Source organism: Paraburkholderia sp. J67 (assembly GCF_905220265.1).
GTDB lineage: Bacteria > Pseudomonadota > Gammaproteobacteria > Burkholderiales > Burkholderiaceae > Paraburkholderia.
Genome location: NZ_CAJMZK010000001.1, coordinates 332638 through 356838 on the forward strand (window position 1 = coordinate 332638; position 24201 = coordinate 356838).

Annotated in this window: 25 protein-coding genes; 10 read left to right on the forward strand and 15 right to left on the reverse strand. The window is 64.7% G+C overall.

The window, feature by feature from the left end:
- Positions 1 to 26: 26 nt before the first annotated feature.
- Entirely contained in the window at positions 27 to 965 is a 939-nt protein-coding gene (locus U5782_RS01460) for a 2-hydroxyacid dehydrogenase (RefSeq protein ID WP_322042089.1), read from the reverse strand.
- A 150-nt stretch (positions 966 to 1115) separates the two neighbouring features.
- Here U5782_RS01460 and U5782_RS01465 point away from each other — a divergent pair, with 150 nt between their 5' ends.
- Positions 1116 to 2021, forward strand: coding sequence for a LysR family transcriptional regulator (locus U5782_RS01465; protein WP_322042090.1), 906 nt, complete (start codon positions 1116 to 1118; stop codon positions 2019 to 2021).
- Between the two features lie 155 nt (positions 2022 to 2176).
- On the forward strand, positions 2177 to 3760 hold the full coding sequence (locus tag U5782_RS01470) for an aldehyde dehydrogenase (NADP(+)) (protein ID WP_322042091.1): 1584 nt from the start codon (positions 2177 to 2179) through the stop codon (positions 3758 to 3760).
- Between the two features lie 84 nt (positions 3761 to 3844).
- On the opposite strand, the gene U5782_RS01475 is transcribed toward U5782_RS01470, so the two are convergent.
- Positions 3845 to 4594 (reverse strand): FadR/GntR family transcriptional regulator, encoded by a 750-nt coding sequence (locus U5782_RS01475; protein WP_322042092.1) that lies wholly within the window; start codon positions 4592 to 4594, stop codon positions 3845 to 3847.
- 594 nt (positions 4595 to 5188) lie between these two features.
- Here U5782_RS01475 and U5782_RS01480 point away from each other — a divergent pair.
- From U5782_RS01480 to U5782_RS01510, 7 genes are all read left to right on the forward strand, one after another.
- A complete protein-coding gene (locus U5782_RS01480) occupies positions 5189 to 5794 on the forward strand; it encodes a c-type cytochrome (RefSeq protein WP_322042515.1) in 606 nt (201 codons plus the stop codon).
- 43 nt (positions 5795 to 5837) lie between these two features.
- Positions 5838 to 7142, forward strand: a complete 1305-nt coding sequence (locus U5782_RS01485; RefSeq protein WP_415914239.1) for a c-type cytochrome — start codon at positions 5838 to 5840, stop codon at positions 7140 to 7142.
- Between the two features lie 12 nt (positions 7143 to 7154).
- The gene (locus U5782_RS01490) at positions 7155 to 7337 is read left to right on the forward strand and encodes a hypothetical protein (RefSeq protein WP_322042094.1); all 183 of its coding nucleotides are present in this window, start codon (positions 7155 to 7157) and stop codon (positions 7335 to 7337) included.
- Between the two features lie 25 nt (positions 7338 to 7362).
- Complete coding sequence (locus U5782_RS01495; RefSeq protein ID WP_322042095.1) at positions 7363 to 7941, forward strand: cytochrome C oxidase subunit II; 579 nt, start codon at positions 7363 to 7365, stop codon at positions 7939 to 7941.
- A complete protein-coding gene (locus tag U5782_RS01500; protein ID WP_322042096.1) occupies positions 7931 to 9556 on the forward strand; it encodes a b(o/a)3-type cytochrome-c oxidase subunit 1 in 1626 nt (541 codons plus the stop codon). The genes U5782_RS01495 and U5782_RS01500 overlap by 11 nt, the downstream gene beginning before the upstream one ends.
- A complete protein-coding gene (locus U5782_RS01505) occupies positions 9553 to 10341 on the forward strand; it encodes a c-type cytochrome (protein ID WP_322042097.1) in 789 nt (262 codons plus the stop codon). Before U5782_RS01500 ends, U5782_RS01505 begins: the two co-directional genes overlap by 4 nt.
- Positions 10342 to 10436: 95 nt before the next feature.
- Complete coding sequence (locus U5782_RS01510; RefSeq protein WP_322042098.1) at positions 10437 to 10868, forward strand: OsmC family protein; 432 nt, start codon at positions 10437 to 10439, stop codon at positions 10866 to 10868.
- A gap of 59 nt (positions 10869 to 10927) precedes the next feature.
- On the opposite strand, the gene U5782_RS01515 is transcribed toward U5782_RS01510, so the two are convergent.
- The 8 genes from U5782_RS01515 to U5782_RS01550 all read right to left on the reverse strand — a co-directional run bounded on the left by U5782_RS01515 (position 10928) and on the right by U5782_RS01550 (position 19011).
- Positions 10928 to 11422 carry a lytic transglycosylase domain-containing protein gene (locus U5782_RS01515; protein ID WP_322042099.1) on the reverse strand — a complete coding sequence of 165 codons (495 nt, stop codon included), beginning with the start codon at positions 11420 to 11422 and terminating at the stop codon, positions 10928 to 10930.
- A 23-nt stretch (positions 11423 to 11445) separates the two neighbouring features.
- On the reverse strand, positions 11446 to 11790 hold the full coding sequence (locus tag U5782_RS01520) for a hypothetical protein (protein ID WP_415914222.1): 345 nt from the start codon (positions 11788 to 11790) through the stop codon (positions 11446 to 11448).
- A 4-nt stretch (positions 11791 to 11794) separates the two neighbouring features.
- On the reverse strand, positions 11795 to 12118 hold the full coding sequence (locus U5782_RS01525) for a hypothetical protein (protein WP_322042516.1): 324 nt from the start codon (positions 12116 to 12118) through the stop codon (positions 11795 to 11797).
- A 324-nt stretch (positions 12119 to 12442) separates the two neighbouring features.
- The gene (locus U5782_RS01530) at positions 12443 to 12658 is read right to left on the reverse strand and encodes a hypothetical protein (RefSeq protein ID WP_322042101.1); all 216 of its coding nucleotides are present in this window, start codon (positions 12656 to 12658) and stop codon (positions 12443 to 12445) included.
- A 120-nt stretch (positions 12659 to 12778) separates the two neighbouring features.
- Positions 12779 to 13774, reverse strand: a complete 996-nt coding sequence (locus tag U5782_RS01535) for a 2-hydroxyacid dehydrogenase (RefSeq protein WP_322042102.1) — start codon at positions 13772 to 13774, stop codon at positions 12779 to 12781.
- Between the two features lie 53 nt (positions 13775 to 13827).
- Positions 13828 to 15420 carry an aspartate:alanine exchanger family transporter gene (locus U5782_RS01540; protein WP_322042103.1) on the reverse strand — a complete coding sequence of 531 codons (1593 nt, stop codon included), beginning with the start codon at positions 15418 to 15420 and terminating at the stop codon, positions 13828 to 13830.
- Between the two features lie 260 nt (positions 15421 to 15680).
- On the reverse strand, positions 15681 to 17108 hold the full coding sequence (locus U5782_RS01545; RefSeq protein WP_322042104.1) for a cytochrome-c peroxidase: 1428 nt from the start codon (positions 17106 to 17108) through the stop codon (positions 15681 to 15683).
- A 217-nt stretch (positions 17109 to 17325) separates the two neighbouring features.
- Positions 17326 to 19011 carry an alkaline phosphatase family protein gene (locus tag U5782_RS01550; protein WP_322042105.1) on the reverse strand — a complete coding sequence of 562 codons (1686 nt, stop codon included), beginning with the start codon at positions 19009 to 19011 and terminating at the stop codon, positions 17326 to 17328.
- A 515-nt stretch (positions 19012 to 19526) separates the two neighbouring features.
- Between U5782_RS01550 and U5782_RS01555 the strand changes: the two genes are divergently transcribed.
- Complete coding sequence (locus U5782_RS01555; protein WP_322042106.1) at positions 19527 to 19784, forward strand: hypothetical protein; 258 nt, start codon at positions 19527 to 19529, stop codon at positions 19782 to 19784.
- A 167-nt stretch (positions 19785 to 19951) separates the two neighbouring features.
- Here the strand turns inward: U5782_RS01555 and U5782_RS01560 are convergent, their stop codons facing one another.
- The 5 genes from U5782_RS01560 to gtdA all read right to left on the reverse strand — a co-directional run bounded on the left by U5782_RS01560 (position 19952) and on the right by gtdA (position 24179).
- On the reverse strand, positions 19952 to 20359 hold the full coding sequence (locus U5782_RS01560; protein WP_322042107.1) for a DUF302 domain-containing protein: 408 nt from the start codon (positions 20357 to 20359) through the stop codon (positions 19952 to 19954).
- 116 nt (positions 20360 to 20475) lie between these two features.
- Entirely contained in the window at positions 20476 to 21684 is a 1209-nt protein-coding gene (locus tag U5782_RS01565; RefSeq protein ID WP_322042108.1) for a 3-hydroxybenzoate 6-monooxygenase, read from the reverse strand.
- Positions 21685 to 21707: 23 nt separating this feature from the next.
- A complete protein-coding gene (gene maiA / locus U5782_RS01570; protein ID WP_322042109.1) occupies positions 21708 to 22364 on the reverse strand; it encodes a maleylacetoacetate isomerase in 657 nt (218 codons plus the stop codon).
- A 19-nt stretch (positions 22365 to 22383) separates the two neighbouring features.
- Positions 22384 to 23082, reverse strand: a complete 699-nt coding sequence (locus tag U5782_RS01575) for a fumarylacetoacetate hydrolase family protein (protein ID WP_322042110.1) — start codon at positions 23080 to 23082, stop codon at positions 22384 to 22386.
- Positions 23083 to 23132: 50 nt separating this feature from the next.
- Positions 23133 to 24179: a gentisate 1,2-dioxygenase gene (gtdA, locus tag U5782_RS01580; RefSeq protein WP_322042111.1), complete on the reverse strand. Its 1047-nt coding sequence runs from the start codon at positions 24177 to 24179 to the stop codon at positions 23133 to 23135.
- Positions 24180 to 24201: the final 22 nt, after the last annotated feature.

Genomic DNA, 24201 nt, shown 5'->3' on the forward strand with positions numbered 1-24201 from the left:
TGCAATTGCGCCTAGCGCGTGTGGACTCAGGTCACGCTGGTGTCGGGGCGCCGCCCCGCGAAACTCGCCTCGAGACTCTCCAGCACGATCTTCGCCATCGCCTCGCGCGTCTGCACCGTGGCGCTCGCGCGATGCGGCTGCAGCACGACATTGGGCAGCGCGAACAGAGCCTCGGGCACGTTGGGCTCGTCTACGAACACATCGAGACCCGCGCCCGCGATGCGCTTTTCCACCAGCGCGCGCACCAGATCCGCCTCGTTGACGAGCTTGCCGCGCGCCACGTTGACGAGCCAGCCGTCGCGACCCAGCGCATCGAGAATGTGGGCATCGACGATACCTTCGGCGTCATCGGCGGACGCGGCCAGCACCAGCGCATCGCTTTCGCTCGCGAGCGTGTGCAGGTCGCCCACGTAGCGCCACGGCACGTCCGGCATCGCGCGCAGATCCGTATAGCCAATCGCGCAGTTGAACGCGGCGGCGCGCGCGGCGATGGCACGGCCCACGCGGCCAAGCCCGACGATGCCCACCTTCATGTCGCTGAACTTGCGCGCGAGCGGCAGCGGCGCCTTCGCGCGCCATTGGCCGTCGCGCACGTAGCGGTCGCCCACGCACAGGCCGCGGCAGGCCGCCAGCAGGAGCCCGAGCGCAAGATCGGCGACATCGTCGGTGAGCACGCCCGGCGTGGTGGACACGTGAATGTTGCGCGAGCGCGCGTAGTCGAGATCGACCGCATCGGTGCCGATGCCGTTGATCGCGACGATGCGCAGCTTCGGCAAGCGGTCCATCGACTCGTTGCCGATGCCCGAGGCGCCACCCGTCACCACACCGTCGATGCGCGCACCGATCTCGCGCAGCCAGCCCTGGGCGTCGGCGTGCTCGTAGAGACGGTGCACCGTGTAACGGGCGCGCAGCGCTTCGTCGAGCGCGGCAATCACGGGATTGATGAGAAGGACTTCGAAAGACATGCGCGGTTTCCTCGGGACGATCTTGACGATGAAGCGGCGCGGCTCGCCGTGGCGGCGCACCGCATCGAGTAGTGAAATCGCAGTCGAGTATAGGCAGGCGATCGATCGCGGTCTAAGCTATATTCAGCATCGATCGATACACAAATTGAAATGAATGTCGACCTCAATCACCTGCGCTGCTTCGTGGCTGTCGCCGAAGAACTGCACTTCGGACGCGCTGCCGCGCGTCTGTTCATGACCCAGCCGCCGCTCAGCCGGCAGATCCATCTGCTCGAAGAAGCGCTCGGCCTCGTGCTGTTCGAGCGCAACAGCCGCAGCGTGAAAATGACCGAAGCCGGCCGCGTCTATTACGACGACGCCCTGCGCATCCTGCGTCTGGCCGACCAGGCCGCCGATTCGGCACGGCGCGTAGCACGCGGCGATGCGGGTCAGGTGACGATCGGCTTCACGGCCGTCTCGGGCTATCAGATGGTGCCCGCGCTGCTCGCCGCCGCACGCGAGGCGTTGCCGGGCATTACCGTGGTGCTGCGCGAGATGGTCTCGCTCGCCCAGACGCGCGCTCTGGAAACGCGGGCGATCGACCTGGGCATCATGCGCGCGCAGTTCGCGAGCCGCGGCCTCGCCTTCCAGTTGCTCACGCGCGAACCGCTGATGGCCGCCCTGCCCGCCGCCCACCGGCTCGCGAAGCGCCGCACGATCGCCGCGCGCGATCTGGAGGACGAGGCCTTTGTGATGTATTCCCCCGATGGCGGCAAATACTTTCACGACCGCATCGCGGGCCTGTTCAATGCGGCGGGCGTGCGCGTGCGGCACGTGCAGTTCATCGACCAGACGCACAGCATCGTGGCGCTCGTGCGCGCGGGGTTGGGCGTGGCGATCGTGCCCGCCTCGGCGCAGGAACTGGGTTTTCGCGACGTGGTGTTCCGCCCGCTCTGGAGCGCCGACGCCCACGCCGACCTCGATCTCGCCTGGAACGAGGAACAGAACACGCCCGCCGTCGAGCGCTTTCGGGATTTCGCGCTGGATTATTTCGCGAAGCGGGCGAAAAGTCGGTGATGTACGACGTCCTATAAAATGGACGACCACGTCACGCCACTTCAATGAAACGTGCGGATCCTATAGGCTAATCAGGCACACACACGGAACGGTTGTTTCCCGCGCATGATATGTTGTACGATGACGTATATCACGCAACCCCAGCAGGAGACGACATGCAGATCACCGGCGACATGCTCATTGGAGGCCGCGCCGTGCGTGGCTCGGACAAGCCGCTACTGGCCTTCAACCCCGCCACCGGCGAGGACATCCCCGCGCCGGTCTTCGGCAGCGGCACCGTCGAGAACGTCGCGCAAGCCTGCGAACTGGCCGCTGCGGCTTTCGACACGTATCGCAGCGCCCCGCTCGCCACGCGCGCCGCCTTCCTCGACCGCATCGCGGACGGCATCGCCGCGCTCGGCGACGCGCTCACCGAACGCGCGCACGCGGAAACCGGCCTGCCGAAGGCGCGCCTGGAAGGCGAGCGCGGCCGCACCGTCGGCCAATTGCGCCTGTTCGCGCAGGAAGTCCGCCAAGGTCTGTGGCTCACGGCAACGCTCGATTCCGCCCTGCCCGAGCGCAAGCCGCTGCCGCGTTCCGATCTGCGCCTGCAAAAGATCGCCGTCGGCCCGGTCGCGGTTTTCGGCGCGAGCAATTTCCCGCTGGCGTTCTCGGTCTCGGGCGGCGACACGGCGGCGGCGCTCGCCGCGGGCTGCCCCGTGGTCGTGAAGGCGCACGGCGCGCATCTCGGCACCTCGGAGATGGTGGGCCGCGTGATCCAGCAGGCCGTCAAGGACATGGGCCTGCCCGAAGGCGTGTTCTCGCTGATCGTTGGCGCGGGACGCACTGTGGGCGAGGCCCTCGTCGCGCATCCGGCCATCAAGGCCGTGGGGTTCACCGGCTCGCGCGCGGGCGGCACGGCGCTCATGCAGATCGCCGCGCAGCGCCGCGAGCCGATTCCCGTCTATGCGGAGATGAGCAGCATCAACCCGGTGTTTCTGCTGCCGCAGGCACTCGCCGCGCGCGGCGCGGCCATCGCGCAGGGTTTCGTCGATTCGCTGGTGCTCGGTGCGGGCCAGTTCTGCACGAATCCGGGCCTCGCGATCGCCGTCGACAGTCCGGCGCTTACGCAGTTCGTTGAAACCGCTTCGGCGGCGTTGGGCGGCAAGCCCGCGCAGACCATGCTCACGGCGGGCATCCACACGGCCTATGAGCAAGGCACGCAGCGACTCGCGCAGACGCCTGGCGTGAACGCGCTCGCCAAGGGCCAACCGGAAAGTGGCCCGAACCAGGCGTGCGCCGCGCTCTTCGTGACCGACGCGCAGACCTTCCTCGCGCAAGCCGCGCTCGAAGACGAAGTGTTCGGCCCCGCCTCGACCCTCGTACGCTGCAAGGACGAAGCGGAACTGCTCGCGGTAGCGGAACACTTCGCAGGCCAGTTGACGGCGACGATCCAGATGGACCGCGACGACATTGCAGCCGCGAAGCGCCTCGTGCCGATCCTCGAACGCAAGGCGGGACGTCTGCTCGTCAACGGCTTTCCGACCGGCGTGGAAGTCACGCACGCCATGGTCCACGGCGGCCCGTTCCCGGCGACTTCCGATAGCCGCGCGACCTCGGTGGGCACGAGCGCGATCGAGCGATTCCTGCGCCCGGTCTGCTACCAGGATTTCCCGGCGGACCTGCTGCCCGAGGCGCTTGCCGATCACAATCCACTTGCGCTGTGGCGTCGCAAGGATGGCGAACTGGTGCGCGGATAAACTCTGCGCGTAAACGCAAACAGCGGCTGCGAGTGAATCTCGCAGCCGCTGTTTTTTATACCTTCGTGTACCGCAGCGGCACGCTCAGGCCGTTTCTCCCGCGGCCGTCGCCGCACGGCGCAGCCGCTCGCGGCTGCTCGACAGATGCATGCGCATCGCCGCGCGTGCGCTTTCGGGATCGTGACGCGCGATGGCTTCGAAGATGCTTTCGTGTTCGCGATTCACCAACTCGGCATAGGCGCGCGGATCGCTGTGCGCGATCCCGGCCGAGTCGATGCGATGGCGTGGAATCAGCGCCGCGCCCATCTGCGTGAGGATATCGACGAAATAGCGGTTGCCCGTGGCGCGCGCCACCGACACATGAAATTGCAGATCCGCGCCCGCACTGTCGCCGCCCGCGCGCGTCGCCGCCGAGATCGCATCGAGCGCCGTGCGGATATTCGCGAGATCGCGCTCGCTCGCGCGCTGCGCGGCGAGCCCTGCGCATTCGGTTTCAAGGCTGATACGCAATTCGAGCACGGACAGCAGATCGTTGAGCGTGCTCGCGGGCACGACGTCGAGATCGAGCGGCTCGCGGCGCGGCTCCAGCACGAAGCTGCCGATGCCGTGACGCGTCTCGATCACCGACATGGCCTGCAAGCGCGAAATGGCCTCGCGCACGACGGTGCGGCTCACGCCCAGCAGCGTCATGAGACTGCTTTCGGTCGGCAACTTGTCGCCGGGTTTGATGGCGCGCGACGCAATCTGCTCGTTGACGTAGCTGACGACGTGTTCGGCGAGATTGCGATTACGGGGCGTGCGGGTGGGTATGGGCGCGGCGAGCGAATCGGCCATCGTCCCCTCCTTGGTATGCGGATTTCGCTCCATTATACGTCGTCGGACAACCGCACGAGCGGTCGGGTCTTGCTCAAACCCCTGCGGGCATTAGCCGCAGGGCGCGGGACAAACAAAGACATCCGACAACCCGACTGGCTCCCTGCCTTCGACGATACGCGCCGCCCGGATGACATCAACGTGACAGGAGGTTCCTGACGCTGAAATTTAATATGGAATCCATATTAATTGCCAGCGACCAGTCGAGCCCGAAAGCTTCGCTCGCGTTAGCAAACATCGCTTTTCAAGGGTTAAACGTAAAGAAACCGCCGCATTGCGCTGCACACCTTCACCACGGCGGATTCTATTTTTCCTCATAATCCGTCGCAGAGGATGCGCGCCGGACTGCCTTGCCCCACACCGGACGACGCCTCAACTGATACCGAATCGCATCGCGTTTGTGTTTGCCGCTTGAGTGTTCCAGCACCGCCACAATCCGCACCGAGGGAATCATTGAGAAATCGCTTCGTCCGCGTTGTCCTCTGCGTCCTTGCGCTCGCGCTGCCTGGCGCGTTGCCCCTGGCGGCGCCGCCCGCCGAGCGCGCGCCCGACACGATGCAAGCCCGCGTGATGGGCTGCGCCGCGTGCCACGGCGCGCATGGCGAAGGCACCGACAACGACTACTTTCCGCGCCTTTCCGGCAAGCCCGCAGGCTATCTCTACAACCAGCTGATCGCGTTTCGTGACGGCGGCCGCAGCTATCCGCCGATGAACTACCTGCTCGCGTACCTGCCCGACGCCTACCTCAAGCAGATCGCCGATTTCTTCGCGCAACAGCACCCGCCCTATCCGCCGCCCGCTACGCCCAAGGTCGACGCCGCCCTGCTCGCGCTCGGCAAGTCGCTCGTGACGAACGGCGCGCCCAACCGCAACGTGCCTGCCTGCGCGGCCTGCCACGGCGCCTCGCTCACCGGCATGCAACCCGCGATTCCCGGCTTGCTGGGCCTGCACGCGGAGTACATCAGCGCGCAACTGGGCGCGTTCCGCTACGGCACGCGCCGCGCCGCGAGCCCTGACTGCATGCACGACATCGCCTCGCACCTGGCCGAGCGCGACATCACGGCCATCGCGGCGTGGCTCGCCGCGCAACCCGCGCCTGCCGATCCGACGCCCGCCGCGCCCTCGCCTTTGCCGCTCGCCTGCGGCAGCGTCCCCAACTAGCCGAGGCCTCGACGTGCGCAGACTTCGATCCCTCATCCGCCTGATGCCTGGCATTGCGCTGCTGGCCGTGGTGCTCGGCGCACAGGCGCAATCCGGCGCGCCCTCCGCCAACGCGGCCGACGCCGCCAGCGCAGCCGCCGCGACGGCCACGGCGAATGCCAAGCCCACGGACGCCCACGCCCTGCAGGTCGCGCGCGGCGAATACCTCGCGCGCGCGGGCGACTGCATCGCCTGCCACACCGTGCCGTCGCAAAAGATGTTCGGCGGCGGCCGGCCGATGGAGACGCCATTCGGCACGCTCTATACGCCGAATATCTCCTCCGACAAGGCGTTCGGCATCGGCGCGTGGAGCGCCGACGAGTTCTACCGCATGCTGCACGAAGGCAAATCGCGCGACGGCACGCTGCTCTATCCCGCGATGCCGTTCGCCTCGTACACCAAGGTCACGCGCGCCGATTCCGACGCGATCTACGCCTACCTGATCTCCACGCCGCCCGTGCATCAGCCCAATCGCGCCCACACGCTGCGCTTTCCGTATAACCAGCGCTCGCTGCTGCTCGGCTGGCGCGCGCTGTTCTTCCGCTCGGGCGAATTCAAGCCCGATCCGAAGCAATCGGTCGAATGGAATCGCGGCGCGTATCTGGTCGAAGGGCTCGGCCATTGCACGATGTGCCATACGGAGATCAACGCGCTGGGAGGCAACTCCGCCTCCAAGGAATTCCAGGGCGGACTGATTCCGCTGCAGAACTGGTACGCGCCTTCGCTCACCTCGAACAAGGAGGCGGGTCTCGGCGACTGGAGCATCGACGATATCGTCGACCTGCTGCACGCAGGCGTGTCGAATCGCGGCGCCGTGTACGGGCCGATGGCCGAAGTCGTCTACGACAGCTTCCAGTACCTGAGCGAAGACGACGTGCGCGCCGTGGCCGTCTATCTGAAGTCGCTGCCGGGCCATTCGGGCGAAGTGGATACGTCGCCCAAGAGCCAGTTCGTGACCGAGGAAGCCAACCGCCTCGCGCCGCTCGGCAAGAAGATCTACGAAGCGCAGTGCGCCGTGTGCCACGCCACCGAAGGCCAGGGGAAGCTGCCGCATTTCCCGCCGCTCGCGAACAACCAGTCGATCCAGATGAATTCGGCGGTGAACCCCATCCGCATGGTGCTCAACGGCGGTTACGCGCCGGGCACGAGAAAGAATCCGATGCCCTATGGCATGCCGCCCTTCGCGCAATCGCTCTCCGACGAGGAAGTGGCCGCCGTGGTCACCTATATCCGCACCGCGTGGGGCAATCACGGCGCGCCGGTGTCCGTGAAGGAAGTCAATGCGCTGCGCTCGGCGCCGCTTTTCTGAAACGAGGCCGCGATGATCGAAACCCCCGTTCCCGAACAACCCGGCGAGCGTCCCCAGCACGAGCAGGTCGACGAGATCGTGCGCCAGGGCCCGAGCGGCGCGCTCGCGCTCGCGAGCATTTCCACTGGCATCGTGATCGCGCTCTGGTTCGCCTTTTACTTCCTGGTATTCCTGCCTCGCGGCGTGATCCAGTAACCCCTAGCCTGCGCGAACCGCCCTCATGTCATCGCATTCAACCGATCCCCATGCCAGCGCAGAAGTCGCCGCACGCGTGGAGCGCCGCTGGGCCACGCTCATGGTCGCGCTCGTTCTCGTGCTGGTGGCGATGGTGGTCTTCACCGGCCTGCACTGGGCCATGATGCCGCCTTCGCGCGTCGAGACCATCAACCCGGAAACGCTGCACGTCTCGGGCGAATTCGTCGAAACCAACCTGGGCAGCGCGCTCGAGCCGGACGGCTCCGTCACGGTGCGCGTGCTCGCGCAGCAGTACTCGTTCACGCCGCAATGCATCGTGGTGCCCGCGGGCGTGCCCATCACCTTTCGCGCCACCAGCGCCGATGTCGTGCACGGCTTTCTCGTCACCGACACCAACCTCAATTCGATGGTCGAGCCGGGCTATGTCTCCACGTTCCGCACGACCTTCGCGCAGCCCGGCGATCACCTGATGCCTTGCCACGAGTATTGCGGCACCGGCCATCAGGGCATGTGGGCGCATGTAAAAGTGGTCGATCGCGCCAGCTTCATGCAGATGGCGGCCCTGCCGGAGAACCATTCGGGGAGACTGAGCTGTGTTAAATAACAAGCGACTCGTGCTCGCCCACTTCTGGCTCGCGTTCGTGCTGTTCGGCGTGGCGCTCCTGCTCGGCGCGTGGCAGATGCTCGTGCGCAGCCCGCTGCATCCGTGGCTTAAGGACCCCGAACTATATTACCGGTCGGTCACCGAGCACGGCACCGTCATGGGCTATGCGTTCCCCACGCTCGTCGCCATGGGCTTTGGTTACGCGGTGAGCGAGCTGGCGCTCAAGCGGCCGCTCGTGGGCGTGCGCTTCGCGTGGCTCGGCTTCATCCTGCTCGCGCTCGGCTCGGTCACGGCATCGGTGCCGGTCGCGCTCGGCCGCGCCTCGGTGCTCTACACCTTCTATCCGCCGATGATCGGCAACGTGTTCTATTACATCGGCGTGGTGCTCGTGGTGGTCGGCTCGTGGGTCTGGGTCGCGCTGATGAGCGTGAATCTCGCGGCATGGAAGCGCGACAATCGCGGCAAGCCCGTGCCGCTGGCGATGTTCGCGACCACGGCGGGCGCGTATCTATGGGGCTGGACGGCCGTGGGCGCGGCCATCGAAGTGCTGTTCCAGATCCTGCCCGTGGCGCTGGGCTGGCGCAACACCATCGACGCGGGCCTCGCGCGCGTGTTCTTTTCGTGGACGCTGCACGCCATCGTCTACTTCTGGCTGATGCCCGCCTATATCGCCTATTACACGATCATTCCGCGTGCGATCGGCGGGCGTCTCTATAGCGATTCGATGGCGCGCATCTCGTTCATCCTGTTCCTCGTGGTGGCGATGCCGATCGGCCTGCACCATCTGTTCACCGATCCGCAGGTGGGCGCGGGCTTCAAGTTCCTGCAATCGGTGTTCACGGCGCTCGTGGCAGTGCCTACGTTGCTCACGGTCTTCACGATCTGCGCGTCGGTCGAAATCGCAGGACGACTGCGCGGCGGGCAAGGCGTATTCGGCTGGATCGCGAAGCTGCCGTGGCACAACCCGCAGATGCTCGCGCTGGCGTTTTCGTTCGTGATGCTCGGCTTCGGCGGCGCGGGCGGCCTCATCAACATGAGCTACCAGCTCGACCAGCCGATCCACAACACGCAATGGGTCACGGGCCACTTTCACCTGATCTACGGCGGCGCGATCGTCATCATGTATTTCGCCATTGCCTACGATCTGTGGCCGCAACTCACGGGCCGCGCGCTCACCAACTGGCGGCTCATGCGCTGGCAGTTGTGGCTGTGGTTCATCGGCATGATCGTGACGACGTTTCCGTGGCACATGGTCGGCCTGCTCGGCATGCCGCGCCGCATGGCCTATTTCGATTACAGCGATCCCGCGCTGGCGGCGCAGGCGAGCCTTGTGACGATCTCGGCCATCGGCGGTCTGATACTCGTGATTTCCGTCGTGCTGTTCTTCGTGGTGCTGCTGCAAGGTCATCGCAGCGCCATCCAGCCCGCCGAGGAATACCGCTTCAGCACCCCCGTGCACGAATCGCCGACGCTGCCCGTCGCGCTCAACAGCTTCGCGCTGTGGATCGTGCTGATGGTCGCGCTCACGGTCGCCAATTACGGCTACCCGATCGCCCAGTTGCTCGCAACCCCGGATACGGCCGTGCCCGCCATCCCGATCGGAGCGCCGCGATGAGCGACGAACGCCTGTTCTCGTTACGCAACGTCTGGTTTCGCGCGAGCGTCGGCGCGACGATAGGCGTGCTCGTGGTCTCCGCGTTGATCGGCTTCGTCTGGCTGCCTTCGGCGCAGAGCGATCCGCAATTCCAGGGCCTGTGGAATGCGATCTGCAGCGCCGCGGGCGTGCCGCGCCAGTGGTATCAGGCGAGCGCGACGGTCTCGCCCGGCTACAAGGTCAGCACGGTCGAACTCGCGCCGCACATGCTCGACGACGCCACCAGCCTCTCGATCGGACGCGGCGCCACGCTCTCGCTGCGCTGTACGATGTGCCACGGCCCGCGCGGCATGAGCGACGCGAATTCGCCGAATCTCGCGGGACAATTTGCGAGCGTGGTCTACAAGGAATTGCTCGATTTTCAGAGCGGCGCGCGCCAGAGCGCCGTGATGTCGCCGATGGCGCAGAATCTTTCCGATCAGGACATGCGCGATCTCGCGGCCTATTACGCCTCGCTCGAACCGGTCGCGCATTTGCATGGCGATGCGCCCGCGATCGTCGCGCACGGCGCGCCGCTGCGCAATATTCCGGCTTGCGCCGCGTGCCACGGCGGCGTGGACAGCAAGGTGGGCAGCCCGTGGCTCGACGGCTTGCCGGTGGCTTATACGAAGGCGCAGCTCGCGGCTTTCGCGAACGGCACGCGCCACAACGATATTTCCGAGCAGATGCGCAACATCGCGCGCAACATGACACCCGACGAGATCGACGCGGCCGCGCTCTGGTACTCGGGCGGCGTCAAACAATAAATCGGTCGATTAATCTTGACTCGCGGGGTCGTCGCCAGCACGGCATGCCGCTTGCGCGCCCTGCACTTCCCCCAACCCCATCGCGGAGAGACATCATGCAAAAGACGGCAAGCGCCAAATGGCATGGCGGCATCAAGGACGGCCAGGGCAGCATCTCGACCCAGACCGGCGTGCTGCGGGACGCGCCCTATGGCTTCGCCTCGCGCTTCGAAGGCGGCCCCGGCACCAATCCCGAAGAACTGATCGGCGCCGCCCATGCGGGCTGCTTCACGATGGCGTTTTCGCTCTTTCTCACCGAAGCGGGTTTCAAGGCCGAGAGCATCGAAACGAAATCCACGGTCACGCTCGAAAAAGTGGGCGAAGGCTTTTCGATTACGGCCTGCCAGCTCGACATGACCGCGAAGATTCCGGGCATCGATCAGGCGACCTTCGAAAAGCTCGCGACGGGCGCGAAGGAAAACTGCCCGGTGTCGAAGCTGTTCGCCAATAACGCGAAGATCACGCTGAACGCGACGTTGGCAGGTTAATCGCTCACGGGTAGCAAGTTAGACGTGCAGGACCGGCCCGCCCAGGCGCGCCGGTCCCTTCAATGCGCAGGCTGCAACTGCCCCCAGCTCACGAGAATCGCCTGAATGCTGCGGGCGTAAGCATCGCGCTCGCCGGGCGACTCCGAGTGATACGCGCCGATCGCGCGCCACGTATTGCCGTAACGCACCATCTTCTGCTTGAGTAGCCACGCGGCCACGAAGATATTCACGCAGGGATCGGTCAACGCGCGATGCGGAATGCCCTGGCGCGCCAGTTCCGAGAAATGAATCGAATTGATCTGCGCCTGGCCGACGTCGATCGAACCGTTGGTATTGCGGTTCACCGCCGAAGCGTCGCCTTTCGACTCGCGCCACGCAACCGCACGCAGCACGAGCGGGTTGACGCCCTGATACGCGCCCGCTTTTTCGAAGCAGTCGTTATCGGTCGTGGCGGCTTGCGCCGACGCAACGCCGAAGGCCGCAGCCGCAAGGGCCAGCACGCCGAGGGCACGCCTACATGCGCGCCGCGACGCTCGGGACAGGTTTTCAGGCATGGGTCCGCTCTCCTGATCTAGCGTCAGTGCGCCAATGCAACATCGAGTTGATGCTCGATGTCCTTGAGATAGGTGCGCGACGCATCGGACACCACGAGCCGCGCCGTCGGGCCGACGGGCCGTACGTCATGCTGGCGCAGCTTCTTCTTGCTGCGCGACGACGCGCGCGCCACGGGCGCATCGTCGTCATCGCTGCCCGGGGGCGGCAGCATCGCGAGCGTAGGCAGCGGGGGATAAACCTTGTCGGTAGCGGGCGAAGCCGTGAAGCCCGTCGAGGTCTGCAGACTCGTGCCCGCAGCCTCCGACTGACCCGCCCAGGCCGCCGTGGAGACCAGACACGCGGCAGCCGCAAAAGCAATCATGCGCATCTCGTCAGCCTCCCGATTGCAGCGGCTCGATCGACACGCTGTACGTCTGGTTCGCGCCGGCCGTGAGGTTTTCCAGCACCGGCTTGTTGCTCGAGTGCACCGGCACGCCCTTCCAGATCGATTCGTTGATGTAGCGAAGATCCTGGCCGAGCGCGGTCACGCGAATGACGGTCGGACGCTTCTGCGCAGCCGCCAGCGCGCCTGCCTTGGCGAGCACGGCGCTCAGTTGCGGATCGTGGGCTCCCAGAGCATCGGCAGGAATGTCGAAGCGCAGGATCGCGCCCGAGACGCCCGGCTTGTCGGCCTGTGCCGAATCGGCCGGATGCATTTGCGCGCAACCTGTCACGGCAAGTACGGCGAGTAAAAAGGCAACGCGCTTCACGTCTCAGTCTCCAGAGTTGCAGGGCTACATGCGCGTTTTCGGCCATTTTTACGCCAACTTGATAGTTGACCTGCAAACGTTTGCCAAAAAAGGAAAAACTTGCTCGTAGCGGCGGGCCTGGGGAACGTTGGTGCGTGGGCGGTAGCAGTCGGTGCAGAGAACTGCTTCGTCAATCGGCTGGGTGTGACAGTCGCGCGGGCGCGACGTGCGGGGCGTGGGGGAGTCGAAAGCCTTGTGCCTGGCGGTTTGACGTTTGGGTGAATGCGCGCGTCAGCGGCGAGGGGTGAAGAACTGCGTTCTGCCCCGGCTGCGCAGAATCAGCAGCGCGAGCGGCGGGGCTGCAGTCGCGCCTGCCAGCGTTGCCGCTGCGTGCGAATCCGTTGCGCCGAGCCACAACAGCAACTGCGAAATCACGAGGCCGCATACGGCGCACAGAGCGATATCGAATAAGCCCGCTTTAATATTCGGCAGCCATTTATCGAGCATGATTATTCAAGTCAATTTAAACGTGATCGATTTTCTATTGAGCCGGTTTATTTGTCTAATGAAAAGACGGCGCGCGCAAGCTAGTGCATTGCACGCGTGCCCTGGCTTGCGCAGTCGCGCTCAGCTAGCGCTGATTTCGTTCGTTAGCGGCTGCCCGGTCTCGAATTCCGTGATGCTGCGCAAGGTCGTTTCGCAGATCGTCGATACGGCCTCACGCGTCAGGAACGCCTGATGCCCCGTCACGATCACGTTCGGAAACGTCATGAGACGCTGTAGCACATCGTCGTCGACGATCGTGCCGGAAAGATCGCGGAAGAAAACATCCGCCTCCTGCTCGTAGACGTCGATCGCCAGTCCGCCCAATTGCCCGCTCCTGAGCGCGCCGATCACCGCTTCCGTGTCGATCAGTCCACCGCGGCTCGTGTTGATGAGCAACGCGCCCCGCTTCGCGCGGGCCAGCATGTCGGCATTGATGATGTGATAGGTCTGCGGCGTCAACGGACAATGCAACGAGACGATGTCGGCGTTCGCGCCAATTTCGCTCACGCCCGCATAGCGGCCGCCCAAGGCCTCGAATTCCGGCGAAGGAAACGCGTCGTAGCCAATCACATTGCAGCCGAATCCCACCATGATGCGTGCGAACACGCGACCGATCTTGCCCGTGCCGATCACAGCGACCGTCTTGCCGCACAGATCGAAACCCATCAAGCCGTCCAGCGTGAAGTTGAAATCCCGCGTGCGGTTGTAGGCCCGATGCACCTTGCGGTCGATCGCCATCAACAACGCCACCGCGTGCTCGGCGACCGAGTTGGGCGAGTAGTCGACCACGCGCACGACCTTGATGCCCAGATCTTTGGCGGCCTTCAGATCGACGTTGTTAAAGCCCGTGCAGCGCAACGCGACAAGCTGCGTGCCGCCGCGCGCCAGCGCTTCGAGGACGCCGGCGTCGGCCTTGTCGTTCACAAAGATGCAGACCCCGCGATAGCCTGCGGCCAGCCCCACGGTGTCCGCATCGAGCGGATCATCCAGATACCTGAGCCGATGACCCTGATCCGCATTCGCCGCATCGAGAAACTGGCGATCGTAGGGCTTCGCGCTAAATACGGCTATGTCCATCAACTGTCTCCGGAACAAAAGTTCGCGCCTGGGCGCGCAAGATTCACGGCTCGCTATCCGTGGCTCAAGACGATCGCGATCTCCACAAATAAAATTTTCAGAATCGTCATCGAGGGAAAAATCATCGCGTAACCGACATCCGGGCGATCCGTCGGCGCAACGCGATTGGCAAACGCGAGAATCGCCGGATTCCCCGTTGCTCCGCTGATGACCCCAACCGCCATGTCGAACGGTAACCGGAAAATCCACAGGCAGCACGCCGCCGTGATGATCACCAGTGCGAGCAGGATCGCCGCCCCATAGAGCAGAAAGGACATCCCCGTCGCACCGACTGTCGCGAAGAATTTTGGCCCGGACGCAATCCCCACCTGGGCGAGAAAGATCGTGAGCCCGAAATTGCGCAGCACCAGATTCGCGCTGAGCGGCATCGTCCAGACGAACGGCCCGAAGCGCCGCACCCGGCCGAGGCACAGCGCCACCAGCAGCAGCGCGGCGAGGCCGAGCGTCATCCGGCCGATGCCCGGAATCGGCAATGGAATCACGCCGGCAATCAAACCGAGCGCCGCACCGACACCGATCGATATGTAGCTCAGCTCGGCGGTGCCCTTGATCGAATCGCCGAAGAACGCACGCATGGTCTTCAGGTTGGCGCGATTGATCAGCAAGCCGACGCGGTCGCCATATTCGAGAATCAGGTCCGGGCCGGGCATCAGGTCGGCGTCGCCCCGGCGAACATGCGCGATCGAGCAGACCACACCGTCGGGAAAGCGCAAGTCGCGCAGCGCGTGCCCGACCACCAGCCGGCTCGACGCGAACACGCGCGTATAGTCGAGATCCTCGCGATGGCTCATCATGCGCCCCGGCTGAAGCTCGCCACACAGCGACGTTGCTTCGAGCAACAACGCCGGATTCACGGCGGTTGCGAGCAGCACGTCGTCCGGTTGCAGAACGAGATCGTGGGCGGCTTGCTGGTTGTGATGGGCGCGGCGCACGGCGGCAATGGCAACCCCGTCAGGCAATTGCTCGATGAGATCGGACAATGTCAGGCCAACGAATGCGGGATTCCTGAGCGCAATTTCCGCGCTCTCGATCATCTTGGGCGGAGGCGGCGCGATATTCGGCTTGAGCAGTGTGCTGAGCGCGTACAGAAAGAGAATCGGACCAGCCACGCCGAACGGATACGAAACGCTATAGCCGACCGTGGCCCCGTCGCTTTTCAATGCGGCCATGGCGGCTTGCAGGCTCGCGGTGCTGGTGCCGGACCCGGCGAACATGCCGAGCGCCTGATCGAGCCCCACCCCGAATAGCGGCACCAAGGCGATGGAGACAAAGCCCGCGCCGAGCACGCCTAATGCGGCCGCGGCATTGGCCTTGAGCCCATCGGTGCTGCTCAAGCCCTTGAAAAACTGCTCGCCGTATTGAATGCCGATTCCGTAAAGAAACAGCAGCAGCCCGAGCGTGCCGAGCAGTGCAGGCGGAGCGGATCTGGGCGCCCACCCGCCGAGCGCGAGACCGACGAACAGCACGGCGCCGGACCCGAGCGACACGCCCTTGATACTGATTTCGCCCATCACATAGCCTAGCGCCACCGTCACAAAGAGCGTCAGTAGCGGCTGGGTTTCAAGCAATATCCTGAATGCGTTCATGCCAGTCATCCCGGTTGACTCGCCTGCATCGGTTGAACTGCTTTCGGCCCGTCGGGTTGGGCTGGGAGGTTTCCCCGCTCGCGATATCGGGCAGCTTGCGTTCTCGTCTATACCAGAAGCGCTGCGAATTCGTCGCGGAAGTGGATGGGCGGGCGCAGAGACTCGCTCGAGGCGTGCTCGCGCCGCATTGGCGGAAGGGATTTGAATGATCACGCCACGACCCGCGCCGCCGGGGGCGCAGGTCGTGGCTTAAAACAAGCTCAGTTCGATGGCAGCGGATCGTCGTTGAGCGTCTTGACGAACGCGACGATATCGCGGATCTCGTCGGCGGTCATCGCGGGCTTGTCGCCGAACTTGCGATCGAACGGCGCATCCGTCACGTCCACGTTCTTCTGGTACTGCACCGGGATGTCGTCGTATTTCTCGATCTTGCCGTCGGGGCCGTGCGGATAGAACTTGCCCGGATCGGTATTGCGCTCGTTGTAGAACGCCATCACCTGATCGAGGTTGTGATAGATGCCGTTGTGGAAGAACACCGTGCGCGTGGCCGTATTGCGCAGCGTGGGCGTGAGGAACATGCCGCAATACTGAGTCTGGTCCTTGAAGTCCGCACGGAACGGCCCGCATACGCCCAGATCGAAGAACTTCGCGTCCTGATTCTGCGCGAGCTTGCGGTTACGCGGCACGCCCAGCGCTTCGTACTGGTAGTCGGTGAACATCGGCGGCAGACCATCCTTGCCCGGCTTCGAGAGGTGGCAGCCCGCGCAGTTGGCCTTGTCCGGATCGTTGAAGAGACGCAGGCCATGCAGTTCGGCCTGGCTCAGATGTGCCTTACCTTCGAGCCAGCGGTCGTACTTGCTGTTGTACGGGTGGAACGACTGATCTTCCACCTGATAACGCGAGATCGCAAACATCGCTTCGGACACGGCGAGCTTGGGATCGTCGAAGATTCGGTCTCCGAACAGTGCATTGAACTGCTTCGCGTAAGGCGCGCTCTTGAGCTTCGACGCCACCGAATCGATGCTCGTATTCGCCATTTCCACCGGATTGAGCAGCGGCCCGTAGGCCTGCTGCTGCAAGGTGTCGGCGCGGCCGTCCCAGAACAGGCCGCCCTGCGGCACCATCTCCACCGAGGTCGAAGCGCCGCCCGCCGTCTTCTGCGACTTCACGACATTGGCCGATGCGCTGGCCTGCTGGGCGACCGTGGGCGCATCGTCGTTCTCGCCCGCATCGGGGCCGATGCTGAAGTTCGGCTGGCGATACAGGTACATCAGCGAAGGCGGCGGACGATAGCCCTGCTGCGTCATCGCAAGACCGCCCTTCTGCACGTCGAGTCCGTTAGGCGGGCCATAGGCACGCTGCGGGCTATGGCACGACGCGCACGACTGCTGACCCGACGCCGAGAGCGTCGGGTCGAAAAAGAGCTGCTTGCCGAGCTGCGCCATCGCCGACAGCGGTGCGGCGGGCGGGCGCTGCAACACGACAGGATGCGGATTCGCGCCGGTCAGGTTCTCGACGATCTCGCCCACCGGTTCGGGCACGCTGGCGGGAAACGCCGCGGCATAGGCGCAGAAGCCGAGCGCGGCAACCGCCACGGCGGCGGCGGCGCGCAGCACGAGGCGCGCGGGCTTCGCCGCGGCGCGCGGCTTGGGAGAAGACGGAGTGGGCGATGCGGAAAGCTCGGACATGAAGCGTTCTTCCTGGCGGGACAAAAATGCCGAAAGCCGTGGGCGCCCGGCGTTGGCCGGTGGCGCTCGACACGGCGTCGGGCTCTACCTGCACCGGTTCGCGTTGCGGGAACCGGTCTGAAAAACGGCGAAAACCCGGCGCGAGGACCGGGTTCGCGCACGCTCGGGATCAGCTTCGATCAGAGCGTGCGCAAACGGGTCTCGCGCCGGGCGGCAATCACATCGCCGGTGCGGAGCTCAACTGGGTGCCGAGCGTGCCGTCGAGGTACAGCGGCGTCGTGTTGGCCGTGCCCGTGAGGTTGAGCAGGCCGCGCATGTCGCCGGCCGAAGCGTCGAACGAACCGCCGCCCAGACGCGCGCCGCCGAGCCAGTTGTCTTCGATGAAGCGAACCACCGAAGCCTGGTCGATGAAGGTGTGGTCGACGTAGTTCGTCTTCGCCCACGGCGAGATCACGACGAACGGGATACGCGTGCCCGGACCGCAACGGCCGTTGACCGGCGCGCCCGTCACACCCGTCGGCTGCGTGCCCGAACCGCACACGCTGCTGCCGTTGAGCTGGTCGGCTGCCGCCATCGACGAGCGAACCGGCGCCATGTACTGGTGGTCGTACCAGCCGTCCGAATCGTCATAGGTCACGACAACGGCGGTGTTCTTCCAGTCCGGCTGTTGCATCAGGAAGTTCACGACCTTGGTGACGAATGCCTGCTCGTCGAGCGGGTCCGAGTAGCCAGCGTGCGCGTCCTGGGCGGCCGGCGCCTTCAGGAAGTTCACCGACGGGAAATTGCCGGCCTTCACAGCGGCAAAGAAGTCGTCCGTGTCGTACTGGTGGTTTGCCGGCTCAGCCGTCTTGCCGTCGCTTTCGAGGCTCGAACCGATCGCAGCCGTCGAGCTCGGACGCGTGTGTTGCGGGTTCGACGTCGACTTGAAGTACTGGAACCAGTTGTGGTGCGGGATGTAGTCGGCCGTGGCGGCGTTGACAGCGGTCGCGATCGTGCTGCGCTTGCAACCCGTCGTGCCGTTCGAGTTCACGGTCTGCAGGTTGAAGCCGCCCATGAAGCCGCCCCAGCTGATCTTCTGCGCGTTCAGCAGGTCGCCGATGTTGAGCGCGTTGATCATGCCCGAATCGGTCGTGCTCGAACACGTGTCGTAGCCCGGATCGACGTCGTTGATCATCGTGAGGCCGCCTGCGCCGTCCTGGATGTAGTAGGACGAGGTCGTGGCCGTGGCCGGCTGCTTCGACGTGTTCACGAGTTCGAGACCGTTGGTCTGGCCCGACACCACTTCGAGCGCGCCCGGCGTCGACGGACCGTAGGTCGAGGTCCACGCGTTGTCGCTCATCGCGAACTTCTGCGCGTAGTTCCACAGCGCCGTGACGGTGTTGCCGTCGTAGTAGCCCATCACCTGGCCCTTCGTGCCGAAGGCGCCTGCGCCGCCGCTCGTGCCGCTACCCGTGTACTTCGGGAACAGGTCGAGCGCGCCGTTGTCGCCGGCTTGCTGCTCGGCAGTGTAGGCGTGGTTCTGGTCGGCGGTGGCGGCCTGCGAACGGTCGAGACGGAAGGGGTTAGCCGCGCCCGTGCCGTTGTTCGTGTTCGTGAAGTTCGGGTTCGACGTGAGCAGCGAGCCCGAGAGACCGTTGACGCTCGGCGTGCCCGTTGCGGCCGCGAAAGCCGGCTCGCCCGTGGGGTTCGTCGAGCTCGGATAGGTCGCGAAGTAGTGGTCGAACGAGACGTTCTCGCCGTAGATCACCACAAGGTGCTTGATCGGCGTAGCGGTCGTGAGAGCGTCTTGCGCGGACACTGCTGCGGTGGCCGACGCGCCATTGTTCGAATTGCTGCTGCCGCACGCGAACAGTGCGGCGGCGAGGCCAGCGCACGGCACGGCGAGTAATGCTCGGCGATACATGTTATTGGGCTCCATCGATTCTTCGAGTTGGTTTTAGAGTCCTGGGGACGCGTCAAAAAAGACGTGTGGCGTTGCCTTTTGCTTTGAGCGCGATTCAGGTGATGCGCCAGACATCAGGGCGAGCGAATTACACCATCCGAACATGACTACACAGCGACCATTACATTTCCTTAACCTTTCGATATATTTCAATACCGAAAGAATGAGGAAGAAAAAGCAACAGATGGGAAGGGTCGTTTTGCAGTCTTTTGGGTGCGAGCTATAACTGGAAATGCAGCGTGGACATTCTCTGCGCGCCCGCTTTTCCCTTCTTCTTGCGCCGCGCCACACTGCGCCGCCTCCCGAATCGGCGGAGGCGGGTCCACTGTGTGAGGCAGTTAGCTAACACGTTCGGCAGCCAGGCGTTCGCGCCGGCATTCCGGCCTTCCTCTCGAGTGCGCACGACACGCCAGCGTGCCGTGCGCGCGTCGGGGCGTCCTGTTTCGTGGCCCCGGCGTTCAAGAAGGAGTGTGGAGATGAAGATCCGATTGGCGTTTATCACCGCCTTCGTGACGTTGGCGACCGCCACCGCGCCTGGCACGGCGCGGGCGACAGACGATCCGATGTCGCAGGAACACGGCCATCAGTCGATGACCAACGATGCCAATGCATCGGCCCAGGCGAACACCGACATGTCGTATGGCGGCATGCCCGATACGCGTAGCGCCTCGGGGCATCGCATCGGCAAGCCCTGCTGGCCTCGTTCGGACTGCGATATTTATTTCGGGCAATGACGGATGATGCGTGAGGGCACGCGCGCTATCTGACGGTGCCGTGCCGCTCGCGCGCGTCCTTGAACGCTGCGAGGGCTCGCAGCGTGTTATTGAGCGCCTTGCGCAGGCTGGGCGGTGGGTTCCTGCGCGCGACGCATAGGGCGTGTCGCGCGCTTGAATAGCGGAAACTACTGCACGGTGTTCTGCAGCATCCCGGCCACACGTTGCAGCGGCACGAGCAGATCGGGCGTGATGGCGTAGAGCGGCCCAAGCGTCTGCGCCACGTCGCGATAGTCGACATGCGTGCGGCCCGCGTCGTCTTCCCACACCACCAGACGCAGCGGCAACTCGAGCGCCGAGTGCGGATTGGCCGCCATGATGGGCGTGCCGGCTTTCGGATTGCCGAACAGGATCAGCCGCGTGCGCCGCAGGTCGAGGCCCGAGAGCGCCGCGGCCTCGCGCTGGTCCACGTCGGCGAACACGATGGCGCCAATGCCTTCCAGCGCGGTTTTGATACGCGCGATGGTCGTGTCGAAGTCGTGGGCGCTCTTGAGCGTCACGACGGATGAGGGGTGTTGCCCGTGCTCGGTCGCCATGCCAGTGCTCCTTCGTGAACAGTCAGACGAGACTGCATGAGTTCGCACTGTAGTCCATAAAATCGACACTCAGAAGACGAATCCGGTCGACACCGCCTGGCGCCCTCGCCCACCCTTCAAACCGCGCCTTGCAAACAGCTTTCCTGACGCCAGCCGTAAAGCCACTGCAAGCCGTCATAAAACTGCTCCTGGGTCCTCCCGACCCACAGCGAATTGCGCACGAGCCGCTCGACGCCCTTCGCGTGATAGATGCGGCCCATCTCCCGCGCCGAATACAGCACGCGCGCCGCGCGCGGAATGCGCGCCTTTTCGTAGATCGCGAACGCCTTTTCGAAGTCGCCGTCGGCAGCCTCGTACGCCGCGCCTAGCGCAACCGCGTCTTCCAGCGCCTGGCAAGCGCCCTGGGCGATGTATTGCGTCATCGGATGCGCGGCGTCGCCGAGCAGCGTCGCGCGGCCGAAGCTCCAGCGCTCCACCGGATCGCGGTCGGCCGTCGCCCAGCGCCGCCACGACGTCGGGCGGTCCAGCATCTGGCGCGGCTTCGCATGCACGCCCTCGAAATACGACAGCACCTCCTCCTTGCTGCCGTCGCGCACGCCCCACTCTTCCTGCTCGCGGCTATGGAACGTCACCACGAGGTTGTACTGGCGTCCGCCGCGCAGCGGATAGTGCACGAGGTGGCAATGCGGACCGGCCCACACCACGGGCGCATTGATGCGCAGGTCCTCGGGCATATTGTCGGTTTCCACCACCGCGCGATAGACCACGTGGCCCGTCACGCGCGCGGCGTCGCCGATCAGCTTCGCGCGGATCGACGATTTCACGCCATCGCAGCCGATCACGGCGTCGGCGCGGTAGCGCTCGCCGTGCTGGTCGGTGAGCGTCACGCCGCGCTCGTCCTGTTCGAGCGTCTGCACCTGCGTGCTGGTGCGGAACTGGATCAGCGGGTTGTCCTGCACCGCTTCGAGCACCGACAGGTGAATGTCCGCGCGATGAATCACCGCGTACGGATTGCCAAAGCGCTCGCGAAAGCGCGCGCCTGTTTCGATGCGCGCGACTTCGCTCGCATCGGTCGCGTCCATCAGATTGAGCCAGTCGGTATACACCGCGCGAGCGCGCGCCGCTTCACCCGCGCCCAGCGCGTCGAGCGCATTGAACGCATTCGGGCCAAGCTGGATGCCCGCGCCGATTTCGCCGATCTTCTCGGCTTGTTCCAGCAGCAGCACGCGCACGTTGCGTTGTGCGAGTGCAAGCGCTGCGGCAAGGCCGCCAATACCGCCGCCCACCACGATCACGCGCGGCCCGGTTTGATTCGTTGTACTCATGTTGAATGTCTCCTCTGACCGGATCACGCGATATAGTCGGGTTGCCTTTGCGGCTGCGCCTGGATAAAGGCCGGATGCGTTTGCGCATGCTCGTACACGGCCAGCGCACGCGGATACGCACTAAGATCGCAGCCCATGCGCTGAGCGTTGCCGATCTGCGGAATCAGGCAGCAATCCGCCAGCGTGGGCTGTGCGCCAAAGCACCACGGCCCCTCGCTGCCTGCGCGCGCGAGCAGCCGCTCGACACCCGCCATGCCTTCGGCGATCCAATGGCGATACCAGTCGTCCTTCTGCGCGGGCGTGACCTTCAGCACGTCCTGCAAATAGCGCAGCACGCGCAGGTTGTTGACGGGGTGCATATCGCACGCGATCAGATACGCGAGTTCCAACACGCGCGCACGTTGCTGCGGGTCCGTCGGAATCAGGCGCGGCTCGGGATAGCGGGCATCGAGCCAGTCGATGATCGCCAGCGACTGGCCGAGCGGGCCGCCCGCGCCCAGCGCGTCAGTAGCGAGCGCGGGCACGGCCGCCGACGCGTTCACTTCGTTCACGTACTGCGTCTCGCGGTGCGCGAGCGTGCGGATATTCACCGGCAGCGTGGCGTAATCGAGTCCCTTGAGCGCGAGCGCAATACGCACGCGCCAGGACGTCGAGCTATTGAAGAAACTGTAAAGCTCCACAATCAATGCTCCTGTCGCCTCAGATCACGCGCACGCTCAATTCGCCAAGGCGTTCCACGCCCACTTTCATCGTCTCACCCTGCTTCACCGGACCCACGCCTTCGGGCGTGCCCGTGTAGATCACATCGCCCGGTTCGAGGCGGAAGAACTTCGAGAGATACGCCACCGTTTCCGCGACCGACCAGATCAGATGCGAAACGTCGCTCTTCTGCTTCGTTGCGCCATCAACGGTCAGCCAGAGACCGGCCTGCTCGAAATGACCCGTTTCGCTCGCGCGATGAATTGGGCCGAGCGGCGCGGAGCGGTCGAAGGCCTTGCCGATTTCCCACGGACGACCCATTTCGCGCATTTTCATCTGCAGATCGCGGCGCGTCATGTCGAGGCCGACGGCATAGCCCCACACGTAGTCGAGTGCATCTTCCACGGCAATATCCGATCCGCTCTTGCCGATCACCGCGACGAGTTCGGCTTCGTAGTGGTAGTTCGCCGTCTGCGCCGGATAAGCCAGTTCGAGCGTTTCACCATACGCGACCGGCACGATCGAGTCGCCGGGCTTGCAGAAGAAGAACGGCGGCTCGCGGTCGGGATCGAAGCCCATTTCGCGGGCATGCGCCGCGTAGTTGCGGCCGACGCAATAGACGCGGCGCACAGCAAACTGATCGTCAGAACCGACGACGGGAATGGCAACAGGTGCCTCGGGAGTGAAGACGAAAGCCATAGTTCTGAATACTCGTTTTGAAGGGATGAAGGTCGCCAATCAAGCGCCAATCAGCTACGCGATTCGCGCAGCAGGTTCAGCGCGGCCATCACGGGGCGATCCGAATAGCTGAACAGGACGCTGTCCGCATCGGCGTCGAGACGCACCGGCGCCCACGATGGCGCGACAAAAACATCGTGCGGGGCGAATTCGAACGCCTTGTCGCCGATATGCGCCGTGCCCTGGCCTTCGACCACGCAATAGACCGTGGCGTCGGTGCTGCGGTAGGTGCGACCGCGAAAACCGCCCGGCAGAAATTGCATGAAGGTGGCGATGGTCGGCATCGGCCAGCCGCCCGTGGCCGGGTTCACGTAGCGCAGCTTCACGCCGTCCCACGCGTCGAGATCGCCGTGGCGATAAAGCGTGTCGAGCGCTTCGCGGCTGCGTTCGTAGGGATAACTGAAGATAGGCGAAGTCGGGTCGCTGACCGTGTGGCGCACCGGCAGCATGTTGCTGCCGTAACGCGCGAAGCTGTCGCCTTCGGGGCGCGTGACCGGCTGGGTGTCTTCGGGAAAGTTCTCGGCGAAACTCGCATCGAGATGCGCAACCAGCGGAATGTCGAGTCCATCGAGCCAGATCACCGGCTCGCCGCCCTCGTCGATCGAGGGATTGCCGTGGTCGTGCCACGTCCACGACGGCGTGATGATGAAGTCGCCCGGATGCATGGTGGTGCGCTCGCCATTCACCGCCGTCCATGCGCCCTTGCCTTCCACGATGAAGCGCAGCGCCGACTGCGTATGCCGATGGCTCGGTGCAATCTCGCCGGGCAGGATCAGTTGCAGGCCCGCATAGAGATTCGGCGTGACCGACGACTTGCCGGGCAAGCCCGGATTCTCCATCACGAGCACGCGGCGCACTGCCTCCGCGGCGCTGATGACGGAGCCTGCCTGCATGACCAGTTCGCGGATCTGCGCGTACCTCCAGTGCGCGGGCTGCGCCTGCGGTTGCGGCGACGCCGCCACCAGCTTGTGCAGCGACTCCCACAGCGGCGTGAGTTGCTGGCGCGCGATGCGCTCGTAGTAGGCGGCGCGGGATTCGTTCTGAACCGTAGCGGACATCGATGTCTCCATTTTTTGGCGG